Raw genomic sequence first — 12,110 nt, 5'->3', positions numbered from 1 at the left:
ACGGTTTCCTTAATCTTTTTTCTTCAGCAAATTAGCAATTTCTTCGTCACCCAGTATTTTCACATTAGTGAACAAGAACTTTGTATCCAGAAAATTTCCATATTGATTGCACTCGTTTATAGCAGCTTGAAGAATCGACTTTATATCGATTTCAAAAGGAACAAGCATCAAAATGATAAAATAATGATCTTTGATTTCGAATTTCTCAATATCAACATTGGCTTGTTCCAATTGGAAACGAAATTCGCTTTCAACGATCCCTTTCTGAAGCTCGGTAAAATTTTCTCTGTTTGGCGTAGTAAACAGCCCAAAAAAACGAAGCTTTTTATCGTGTCCTCCCAAACCGGAAGAAATATACACCTGCTGTTTACCCGAAAGATTGGAATTAAGGACAATGCGACTGCTAACCAATGCCATTGCCGACCAGTTTTTCAGCTCGGGTTCTAACGGGCTGCTATGATAAGTTTCAATGGCACGATATGCTGCAACATCGGGAATGGATGCTAATAACGAAAGACTTCTTTTTTTTCTTTCAATGGAGGCATCCGGTGAAAAAAGTATCGCGATTTCCTCGTCACAAACAAAAGGTGCATTTTCTCTTCTCAATCTTTCGAAATGACGAAAATACTCCATTTGTTCCTCAATTGGAACAAGCTCCTCAAGAATATGAAAAGAATCAATCCCTTGCTCATTCAATGTCTGACGCAATCTGCCTAATATATCGTCTTGATCATTCATCTCTCACAAAGATAAGCATTTTTATATTTTCATGAAAAATAAGTGCCATAAAAGGAGCAAGAGAAAATGAACTTCCTTAAATTTCATCAAATTGATAATTATTTGAGTAGAAATACCTAAATTCGCATAATAAAAAATCTTATCTTTTTTCACTGTTAGAGAAATATCAAAAAAATGCAGGTCAAAATTGTCAATCAATCCAAACATCCTTTACCGGAATATGCTACCCTTCATTCGGCAGGAATGGATCTCCGTGCCAATATCGATAAACCTATTGTTTTGAAGCCCTTACAACGTGCACTGGTACCAACGGGTATATTCATCCAACTACCGGAAGGGTATGAGGCACAAATTCGTCCAAGAAGCGGCTTGGCTATTAAACACGGCATTTCAGTCGTTAATTCACCGGGGACCATCGATGCCGATTACCGAGGGGAAATCTGTGCAATCCTAATTAATTTATCGGATGAAGAATTCACGATTAACGATGGAGATCGCATTTGCCAAATGGTCATCACTGAACATTCACGAGTTGAATGGCGAGAGGTTTGCAAATTGGAAGAAACCAATAGAGGATCAGGAGGATTTGGTCATACAGGAAAAAATTAACGCTATATTGTTTACATAATGCATCAAAGAAAATTATTCTTTTTAACTAGTTTTACCCTTGCTTTTTTTCTTTTTTGTGCCCTTTTTGCAACTGCTCAATCTACACAACCTGCCAACGAAAAGAAAGGAATAGCTCTGAACGAAAAAGAACAAAGAAAATTCGATTATTATTTTTATGAAGGGATCAATGCCAAAGTGCAAGGCAAATACGATGAGGCATTTGACTATTTACAGCATTGCTATTCGATCGATTCAACCAATGCTAATGTGTTGACAGAATTGGGAACTTTTTATAATGTGCTCGATGAAAAGAGCAAAGCATTGGTTTTTTTGAAAAAAGCCGTAAAATACGATCCGAAAAATTATTACTATAACACGATGCTTGCCGGTTTGAGCAAAGAATCGGGTAATAATCAGGAAGCAATAGCTATTTATCAGTTTTTGCTAAAAGAATACCCTTCCAAATTGGAGCTCTATATGCAACTTTCGCAGGCATATGCCGACAGTGGTGAGCTGCAAAAAGCCGTAGAAGTACTAAACGAATTGGAAAAAATTTCCGGAGTTTCAGAAACTACAGCCCTCAATAAATTTCAGCTGTATTCCATGCTCAACCAAAAAGAAAAAGCTTTCACGGAAATTGAAAATATCATCGCTCAAAATCCTGACGATCCTCGTTATATTGTTCTTATAGGGGATCTGTATTTGCAGGATAACCAACCGGATAAAGCCATATATTATTACAATCAGGCAAAAGCAATTGACCCGGATTATCCCAATCTGATACATTCTATGGTCAATTATTATGAAAAAACGGGGAATGAAGAAGCTGCTGAAGAAGAACTACGAAAAGCCATTATGGGTACTGAAATAGATGTGGATACGAAAGTTCAATTGCTTACCCGCTACATTGATATCCTTCGGCAAAACAAACGCGATATGCAATTGGTAAACTCTCTTTTCGAAACATTATTCGATCAGTATCCTCGTAATACACTACTAAACCTTATTTATGGAAACGTATTGTTGCTGCAAGAGAATAAAGAAGAAGCGATGAAGCAATTTGAAATTTATACAAAAGCCAATCCAACCGATCCGGCCGGATACGAACAAATGCTACGCATTGTCTTACCCGACAGCATCGATAAAGTGATAGAAATTACCACTGAAGCTATAAAACATATTCCCGAAGCTCCTCAATTTTACTTTTACTTGGGAGGCGCAAAATACCAACAAAAAAAATATAAAGAAGCATTGGAAGTATTTGAAGAAGGGCTGAAATCGGCAAAAATTGAAAATCCAATGCTTAAATCCGATTTTTATGGCCAAATAGGTGATTTGAATTATTTTCTCGGGAACAAAGAAGCGGCGTTCAAGAATTACGAAAAAGCGTTAAAACTCAATCCTCGGAATCTGCCGGTATTAAACAATTACAGTTATTATTTGTCCTTAGAAGGAAAAGATCTGGATAAAGCCGAACAAATGAGCAGCATAACAGTGAAAGCGGAGCCGACAAATCCTACTTACTTGGACACGTATGGATGGGTTCTCTTTAAACAGGGAGCTTATACTACGGCTAAGATTTATATAGAAAATGCTGTTAAATACAGTAAAGAAGAGCCTTCTGCCGAAATCTTTGAACATTATGGCGATGTGCTGTATATGACGGGAGAACCCGAAAAAGCGGTGGAGCAATGGAAAAAAGCCAAAGAATTAGGGAGCGATTCCAAAACTCTTGACGAAAAGATTCGAACCGGAAAATATATCGAAGCAAAATGAATTCTTACTTTCAAAAAATGAAAGCAGCCAATTATTACCTTATTTTTTTATCAAGCGTAATTCTCTTGAGCGTAAATTCGTGCAAAACCAAAAAGGAAATCATCCGTCCCTCATTGCATACCATAGAAAAAGCCGATAGTGAACTCTTTTCAGATATATTGTCTAAACAATTGGTTTTTTCTTCTTTTTCATCAAACTTGAACATTTCATTAAGCAATGGGAAACGCACCTTAGCTTCAAAAGCACATTTGAAAATTATAAATGATCAAATGCTTCAACTATCTGTTCAACCGCTTTTTGGAGTAGAAATATTTCGTTTTTATATAGATACGGATACCCTTATTATTCTCGATCGAATGAACAAACGTTATGTAAAAGAATCGCTAAAAGAACTTGAAAACCACTTTTTAGCAGGGTTCAATTATCATACATTACAATCATTGCTGACAAACCGGCTTTTTTCGGAAACAGACTACATTACTTCACCAACCGATTATACCAAATTTGCGTATAAAAAAACTACAACCAATTATTACCTGCAATCAATAAATGAAGAGACGAATATCGAACATTTCTTCTCTGTAAATGCCGATGATCGAATCACATTTTGTCATTTGCTCGATCCTATAAATAATTATTCGCTGCAATGGAGCTATAGTGATTTTGCACGAGTTGGATCACAAATTTTCCCTTATAATATGAAAATTGAAGTAAGTTCTCCGAAACGCAAATTAGATATCGAAATCAACTATTCTAATATAGTACTCGACGAACCTATAGAATTATCGATTACCATACCCAATAATTATACTCAAGTTAATTTTTCTGAAATCGAAAAAATCATTACGGCAAACAATTCATGAAAAAAACCGTTATCATACCGTTTCTGTTTCTTCTCAGCTTTCCTTTATTTTCTCAAACTAAACAAATCGAAACGCTACAAAGACAACGAGAATTGTTACAGGAAGAAATTCAAAACACAAATAAGCTTTTTCTCGACGTTAAAAAACATACCACAACCCTTCTGCAACGCATCAATCTTATCAATAAACGACTCACAACAAGGAGAGAACTGATTACGGTATATCAAAACGAAATTGTTGCTCTTGAGAAAGAACAAAAACAATTGGAAAAGGAAATTGCAAAACTCAATGATGAATTAGAGAAAAAACAAAAGAACTATGCAAAAGCAATTAAAGGAATGCTGAATAACCAACGAGCGGAAAACAAATTGATTTATATACTTTCCGGAAAAACGTTGGGAGAATCCCTGCGTAGGATGCAATATCTGAAAGATTATTCAAAATGGCAAAAAAAACAAGCAGAAGAAATCAAAAAGAAACAAGCAGAACTGGCAGAGAAAAAAAGTGAACTTGCAAAAGCTAAAGCCGATAAACAAAATGCGTTGCTTGCGTTGCAAAATGAACAAAATAAACTGATCAACGAAGAAAAAATGCGCCAAACAGAAATGGCTGAAGCGAAAAGCAAACAACGGGAATTACAAAAAACTCTTCAAACTAAACGCCAACAAGCAGCTAAATTGAATGCCCGAATCGAACAATTAATAGCCGAAGAAGTTGCCCGTCAGGAAAGGGAAGCCGAAGCTCGTCGCCGTGCCGAAGAAGCCGAAAAGCAGCGTGTTCTCGAAGCAAAAAAAACCGAAGAAAAGCGGAAAAAACCGGAACAAATAGCAAAAAACAGCAAAGCCAAAAGCGAAGAAGGAAAAACAACGTCGCAGGAAAAACATGAAGAATTAAAATCTCCAACACAAAAATCCCATACTGAAGAGGCACATCTTGCTTCGGCCGAGACGTTTAATCTTTCTAAAAATTTTGCAGCCAATAAAGGGCAATTACCTATGCCCGTAACCGGAATATCGACCATTGTATCGAACTTCGGCATTAACAGAAGCAGCGAATGGAATGTATCTATCAATAGTAACGGAATCGATATTCAAGCACAACAAGGCGCCGTTATTCGTTCAGTATTTGAGGGGGAAGTATCAAAAGTATTCTCGTTCCCCGGATCAAACACCTGTATGATTGTTCGCCACGGAGACTATTATACATTCTATGCCAACATCATTGATCCCTATGTAAAACAAGGAGATAAAGTAAAAACCGGCCAAGCATTAGGAAAGATCTATACCGATCCGGACACAGGCATTTCCACTATGCACTTTCAGCTCTGGCAAAAGACGAACAAACTAGATCCTCAACCGTGGCTTAGACATTAAAAAACCGCCATATTTTTCAATATGACGGTTTTTATATATTCAGGGGAATTTCCCCTCTTCGTCCAAATTAATGCTTATTCAGTGAAAAAGATAGCTACGCGGTTCCAGTCATTCTGCGGATAAGGTTGTTCGGTATCACCCTTCCAATCAACACTTACGCGGGTGCTGTCAATTCCGTACTCTTTAATTAATGCATCAGCTACAGCTTTAGCACGTTTTTCGGATAGTTTCCAGTTATATTCGGGATAACCGGTCAATTTATCGGCATAACCAACAATCTTAACCTTAGCATCCGGATTTTGTTTCAGATATTCAGCCGTATTATAGATGCTTACTTGCTGAGCTCTGTCAATCTTATAAGAATCGATACGGAAATATACTACATTAGGCACATAAACGGTTGCTTCCGGTTGTACTTCCGGGCATTCCGGACATTCCGGACACGATACGGGACGTTTACCGAGCTCTTCATTTTCAGCACGCAGCCTATTGATTTGACTATTCAAATCGTTGATTAGGCTATAATCCATCAGTTCAGCAGGTGTGAAGTCTTGTTTTCCACCAAGGCCGAATTGAACGCCTGCCAATGCTGACAACATAGCATCATATTCCCAATCTCCCTCAGGAGTAGCACCGAAATCGAAAGATTCGTTCATCAATCGGTAACCGATTTCAAGGAAAAGATTTACGTTTTTACCTACACGGAAATTGTTGATGATACCGGCATTGAAAGTTAACGATTGATTTTGATCTTTAAAAAGATCATTATCAGGATTTGGCTTTTCAAACCAATCTTCCATGCCATACATGTACCCTATACCCAAATAAGGTACGAAACTATAAACTCTATCCGGTTTATAACCCATAATGGCATTGGTCATGTTATACATGATTTCGGCATGACCGCCAATCCATTTCATTTTTGTGTCGTTCTCGTAATCGATTACCGGTTCTCCACCGTCAATACCAAAACGGAAACCCCAAATCGGCGAATTCCATCTTCCAAATGTCAGTTGACCAATCCATCCGATTCGATCGCCGAAATTGTCAAAATCCTTCATATTGTAGGTGTTAATACCACCTGACAATCCCATAAACCAGTTGTCACTAGCCTTATTCTTCAGGTAAACAGTACCGTTAGAAACATTCTGAGCTTCTTGAGCACTTATTCCAAATGCTACAAGAGCAGAGATTAAAAGTAAACCAAACTTTTTCATAAATTTAAAATTTAAATTTGAACAATTGAATTCTTAATTTCAATAACTCGATAATTATTTTCATCTACAAACCCGTCTGAGCGGGATTTTCATTATTTGTTCCAATATATATAACATATACCTTTTTAAAATGTTCGATACTGTTAGAAAAATATGATAAATTTATATCTTCCGTTTCGGTTCTCATCATTTTAAAATCGTGTACTCATACGACATTTTTCCCCATGAATACCGAATATCATGCAAAGATAAAATTAAATTTTAAGTAAATAATATTTTCAGCAAAAAAAATGCTTATAAACAGATGTTAGAGCATTCAATTTTACAATTCTACATATTATTCACTTTTTTTTATACTATCCCTGTTTATCCTAAATAGCTTTTCAGCAATTTGCATCTGGAATCTTGGCGAAGTCGCCTGATCGCCTTCTCCTTAATTTGACGAACCCTCTCTCTGGTTAATTGAAATTTATCTCCGATTTCTTCGAGCGTCATTTCCTGACAACCAATACCAAAAAACATTTTAATGATATCACTTTCCCGTTCTGTTAACGTAGATAAGGCACGTTCGATTTCTTTGTGAAGCGATTCTTTCATTAACGTTTGGTCTGCAGACGGCGCATCATCGTTCACCAAAACATCCAACAAACTGTTGTCTTCACCTTCCACAAAAGGCGCATCCATCGATATATGACGTCCGGACACTTTCAGTGAATCGGAAACTTTATCTACTGACACATCCAATTCCTCGGCAAGCTCTTCAGCAGAAGGACGTCGCTCGTTTTCCTGCTCAAATTTCTGAAATGCTTTGCTTATCTTGTTCAATGAACCTACCTGATTAAGAGGCAATCGCACGATTCTCGATTGTTCAGCCAAAGCCTGCAAGATGGATTGGCGAATCCACCATACAGCATAACTGATGAATTTAAATCCTCTCGTTTCGTCAAATTTCTCCGCAGCCTTTATTAATCCCAAGTTCCCTTCATTAATTAAATCGGGAAGACTGAGTCCTTGATTTTGATATTGCTTGGCAACCGATACGACAAAACGAAGATTGGCGCGCGTTAGTTTTTCCAATGCTTGTCTGTCGCCTTTTTTGATTGCCTGTGCTAATTCTACCTCCTCTTCAACAGTAATTAAATCCTCTCTCCCAATCTCTTGGAGATATTTATCGAGAGAAGCACTTTCTCTATTTGTTATTGATTTTGTAATCTTTAATTGTCTCATTCTCCAGCTATCCTATAATTTTTTATTCTTTTATTTTTATATCCTTATATTCATCTATTTATATTTCCTAGATCCGCACCGAAGGATACAGTATTTACACTGAATCCTTCGTCATTAAGAACACTTTTGTCCGTTTTTTGTTTTGCAAAAACTTCAAATTCTTCTATCATGTCTTACTTATTTTTTAGATAGATCAATCGCAATATACTGCGTTCTTCCATTAGGCGGATAAAAGCCGGCTATCAAAATAACTTTGTCTTCATCAACGCCTCGTGCGGCAACAGAGGCAACAATTCTCGCAACATCATCCTCATTATTTACCGGAGAATTATTTATCCTCATAATGATAAATCCTTTTTTGATGCCTTCTTTATTGAATATTCCATCTTTGGTTACATCAGTAACCTCAACTCCGCTACTTATTCCCAATCGTCTTTTCTGTTCGTCGGACAATGCTTTGAAAGTAGCTCCCAATATTTTTAATGCATCCGGCCTTTTAATGATTTCGGTGCTGCCTTGCATATTGATTAATTCCACCGTGAAGGTTTTTTCGCTGCCTTTTCTATCAACAGTCACTTTCACTTTATCTCCCGGCCGATACTTGCTCAGTTGATACTGCAATTCTCCAAAATTACGAATCGGCACATTATTTATGGCTTTAATAATATCGCCTTTTTCTATGCCGGCAGCTTTTGCAGGACTTCTATCGGAAAAGTCCTCGACCATTACGCCTTGGATCTTTGCCAATTCGCTTGCCCTCTTGGGATCATATCGTTTAAGATATTCAATATTGGGTACTTGAATTCCCAATACGGCACGTTGCACAATTCCATATTCTTTAAGATCGGCTGCCACTTTTCCGGCTATGGAAATCGGAATGGCAAAAGCATAACCTGTAAAATTGCCGGTTTCCGAATAAATAGCGGTATTGATACCCACCAATTCTCCCTTTGTATTAACCAATGCTCCTCCACTATTTCCGGGATTGACAGCTGCATCAATCTGAATAAATGATTGAAGGCCCATATTTTCACCCACGATGTTGGTCCGGTTCTTTGCACTGACAATTCCGGCAGTAACAGTCGATGTCAAATTAAACGGATTGCCAATAGCTAAAACCCATTCACCTACTCTTAACGCATCGGAATTACCGAAAGACAGATAAGGAAAATTATCACCATCAATCTTAAGAAGTGCTATATCCGACTGTGCATCAGCACCAACAACTTTTGCTGTGAACTCACGCTCGTCATTTAAGGTTACCGATACCTCTGTAGCACCTTCAACAACATGATTATTGGTAATGATATAACCATCTTTCGAAACAATGACTCCCGATCCGAAACCTACTTGCTCGCGAGGGATTATCTGCTGTCTTCCCCCGAAACCGAAAAAGAAATCGAAAGGATCAATTACCACTTGTTCTCGCACTGCTTTCGTTTTCACGTGAACGACACCATGAACAGCTTTTTCGGCTGCTTCTGTAAAATCGAAATATCCTTGAGATGCTGTTAGGTTGGTCAGAACAACATTTTTATCTTGTCCAAAAGAACTCACATACTCTCCAACATTTCCCGAAACGGCTCTACTTCTTTTTTTGTTTATCTGGTCATAACCAAACAATGTTATGACAGAACTCAATACGGCAATTAAAATAATGCCCAATACTCTTTTGGTATTATTTGCTTTCATATCTTTCTATTTTAAATGATCACTCTATTGCTTCGTTGCTTCATTCAGCACTCAAAAATAATAACAAAAAACATACACCTTATCTCTATATCTCTTTGTTTTTAACACTTTTAACCAAATACCTACACACTTAACCCGCTTTAACCGACATTTTAAATCATCAAAGGTTTAAATGACACATTGTCATTCCCTTATATTTAACGCATTCCCTGACATTTTGTTTAATTCTTTATCATCGGAATTTTTTTCTTTTTTTCTCCGCATATTTCTTAAACCTGAAATTGTTGAAAGGTTGAAAGATATCCATAAAAACAAGATCGAGATAATGCTTACCGGCACCAAAAAGTTTGCTATTACGGTTGATAATAATTGCCTGAAAACAATATCTGGCAATAAACAATACGATTCCAATGGAAAGAAGGATAAAATTGGTATTTAGCAGTCCCCAACAAACAGCACAAATGACAGAAAGATAAAAACCATATTTGGAAAAGGTTTCCCAACCGAAAATAGAAGAAAAAAAGCCCTTGTAAAATCGTTTTGTGTGTAAATATTTCGATTTTAACGCACGCCAAACCGAAAAACTGGTCACAACATCGCTTATAGTCATGCTTTCGGGTGATATAACAACTCCGGTATTTTTACCGTTTGCTATTTCATTAATAAACAGATCGTCTTCGCCATCTTCGAAATTTAAGATCGAAGAAAATCCTTTTTGTCTGAAAAACAATTCTCGAATATATCCCATATTTCTTCCAATGCCCATAAACGGTCGATGAACAATTGCCATAGATAAATATTTCAGCCCTTGTATCAGGTTATCGTAATGAATGAACTTACGCATAGGAACTTTTTTCGGAATATCGAGTTTACAAAAGCCCAAAACCACTTCTTTCCCTTTGGCAAATTCTTCTGCAAATTCTTTAATCCATTGATTGGATGCCGGCTGACAATAAGGTTCCGTGAAAAGCAAAATAGTGTTTTTTGCAGCTTTAATTCCTATTGTCAATGCCAGTTTTTTTTCATTCAGCTCTTCGGCTTCTTGCGGAACGTACGTGTGATAGAGATTGTTATACGTCTGTTCCAAACGCTTTAAAACCATATCGGTTTCATCGGTCGACCCCATGTTTACAACCACAACTTCAAAATCGGGATAATCCTGATTGAGAATAGCAGGGAGATGCTTTGCCAGATTTTCAGAATCGTTTTTCGAAACAATCACAACCGAAACCGATGGCAAATCATTTTCCGATAGCGAAATTTTCCCTTTTTTGGACTGATAAGAATAAGGTTTTCTATAGAGAAGAAAATAAAAAAGAAACTGAATGATAAAAAATAGCAAAAGAGCAGCAACAATAATCCAATCGATGATGGAGAAATCAAACACCGACGAAAGCAAAAAATTCATATCCGATTAAATTTGATCCGAAAAATACGATTTGGGCAATTTCCTGCAATTGTATTGCGATGCCATCACTTCTCCATAGGCTCCGGCAGATCGAATAGCAATCAAATCGCCCCGTTTTGCTTTGTTGATCTCCCTGTTTTTGCCGAAAGTATCACTTGATTCGCAAATAGGACCTACGACATCATAGCAAGTCGGTTCTTCTTCCGAACTCATATTTTCGATATGATGAAACGCCTGGTATAAAGCCGGACGAATAAGATCGGTCATGCCGGCATCGATAATTAAAAACTTTTTGCTGAGTCCTTCTTTTACATATACTGTTTGTGCAATAAGCGAGCCACAAGGAGCGACCACTGATCTTCCCGGTTCAAAATGAATGGATTGGTCATCGTTTAACTTCATGTGTTTATCGAAAAGGCGAAAATACGATTCGAAATTAGCAATGGGACAATGATTCGGGTGCTTATAGTTAATTCCTAATCCCCCCCCTACATTGATAAGCTGAAGGCGAACACCTCGGTTTTCGAACCAGTGTTTCCAACCCATAGCTCTGACACACAAATTTTCAAAAGCGCACAAATCCGTGATTTGCGATCCAATATGAAAATGAATTCCGATCAGTTCGATATGCGATGCTCCTGTAATAAAATTCAACGCTTTCGGCAAATCTTGTTCATTCAAGCCGAATTTATTTTCATTCAAGCCGGTTGTGATGTATTCGTGTGTATGAGCATCAATATTGGGATTGATACGCAAAGCAATGCGTGCTCGTTTTCCTTTCTTTGAAGCCAACCCTTCAATGGTTTCCATTTCGGGCAACGACTCCACATTGAAACAAAAAATATCGCTATCCAAAGCCAAATTAATCTCTTTATCGGTTTTCCCGACACCCGCAAAAACAATATTCGATGGAGAAAATCCACATTCAACAGCCCGAAGAATTTCGTTTCCGCTTACACAATCAGCTCCAAAGCCATAAGAGGAAATCTCCCTCAAAATGCGAGGATTGGCATTTGCCTTGACGGCATAATGAATATGATAATTTTTCCCTTGCGTTTCTTTTTTTATGATATCCAAGGTTTGACGAAGCAAATCGATATCATAATAATAAAATGGGGTTTCAAGAAAACGAAACTTCTCAATCGGAAATTGACCTTTAATCATTCTTTAGCGTATAATCAGTAAATAAAACAACATCATTGGTTGC

General features: G+C 37.3%; 10 protein-coding genes. 4 read left to right on the top strand and 6 right to left on the bottom strand.

Features of this window, described 5'->3' with window-relative positions; genetic code table 11:
- Positions 1-9: 9 nt before the first annotated feature.
- Entirely contained in the window at positions 10-738 is a 729-nt protein-coding gene (locus tag OLM34_RS09720; protein ID WP_264406964.1) for a hypothetical protein, read from the bottom strand.
- A 174-nt stretch (positions 739-912) separates the two neighbouring features.
- Here OLM34_RS09720 and dut point away from each other — a divergent pair, with 174 nt between their 5' ends.
- The 4 genes from dut to OLM34_RS09700 are packed head-to-tail and all read left to right on the top strand — an operon-like array spanning position 913 to position 5,359.
- On the top strand, positions 913-1,347 hold the full coding sequence (gene dut / locus OLM34_RS09715; protein ID WP_264406962.1) for a dUTP diphosphatase: 435 nt from the start codon (positions 913-915) through the stop codon (positions 1,345-1,347).
- An 18-nt stretch (positions 1,348-1,365) separates the two neighbouring features.
- Positions 1,366-3,123, top strand: coding sequence for a tetratricopeptide repeat protein (locus OLM34_RS09710; protein ID WP_264406960.1), 1,758 nt, complete (start codon positions 1,366-1,368; stop codon positions 3,121-3,123).
- A gap of 17 nt (positions 3,124-3,140) precedes the next feature.
- Complete coding sequence (lolB1, locus tag OLM34_RS09705; RefSeq protein WP_264406959.1) at positions 3,141-3,986, top strand: lipoprotein insertase outer membrane protein LolB1; 846 nt, start codon at positions 3,141-3,143, stop codon at positions 3,984-3,986.
- The gene (locus tag OLM34_RS09700; protein WP_264406958.1) at positions 3,983-5,359 is read left to right on the top strand and encodes a murein hydrolase activator EnvC family protein; all 1,377 of its coding nucleotides are present in this window, start codon (positions 3,983-3,985) and stop codon (positions 5,357-5,359) included. The genes lolB1 and OLM34_RS09700 overlap by 4 nt, the downstream gene beginning before the upstream one ends.
- A gap of 74 nt (positions 5,360-5,433) precedes the next feature.
- On the opposite strand, the gene OLM34_RS09695 is transcribed toward OLM34_RS09700, so the two are convergent.
- The 5 genes from OLM34_RS09695 to lysA form a co-directional block, all read right to left on the bottom strand.
- Entirely contained in the window at positions 5,434-6,576 is a 1,143-nt protein-coding gene (locus OLM34_RS09695; RefSeq protein WP_264406957.1) for an OmpA family protein, read from the bottom strand.
- 366 nt (positions 6,577-6,942) lie between these two features.
- Positions 6,943-7,803 (bottom strand): sigma-70 family RNA polymerase sigma factor, encoded by an 861-nt coding sequence (locus OLM34_RS09690; protein ID WP_264406956.1) that lies wholly within the window; start codon positions 7,801-7,803, stop codon positions 6,943-6,945.
- Positions 7,804-7,980: 177 nt separating this feature from the next.
- Positions 7,981-9,495: a Do family serine endopeptidase gene (locus OLM34_RS09685; protein WP_264406955.1), complete on the bottom strand. Its 1,515-nt coding sequence runs from the start codon at positions 9,493-9,495 to the stop codon at positions 7,981-7,983.
- 232 nt (positions 9,496-9,727) lie between these two features.
- Positions 9,728-10,903, bottom strand: coding sequence for a glycosyltransferase (locus OLM34_RS09680; protein WP_264406954.1), 1,176 nt, complete (start codon positions 10,901-10,903; stop codon positions 9,728-9,730).
- A gap of 6 nt (positions 10,904-10,909) precedes the next feature.
- Positions 10,910-12,067 (bottom strand): diaminopimelate decarboxylase, encoded by a 1,158-nt coding sequence (gene lysA, locus OLM34_RS09675; RefSeq protein ID WP_264406953.1) that lies wholly within the window; start codon positions 12,065-12,067, stop codon positions 10,910-10,912.
- Positions 12,068-12,110 lie beyond the last annotated feature (43 nt).

Origin of the sequence: Anaerorudis cellulosivorans, assembly GCF_025943985.1 — a bacterium.
GTDB classification, from domain to species: Bacteria; Bacteroidota; Bacteroidia; order Bacteroidales; family Dysgonomonadaceae; genus Anaerorudis; species Anaerorudis cellulosivorans.
Note: the sequence above shows the minus strand (reverse complement) of the source record. Positions and strands in the feature narration are given on the sequence as shown.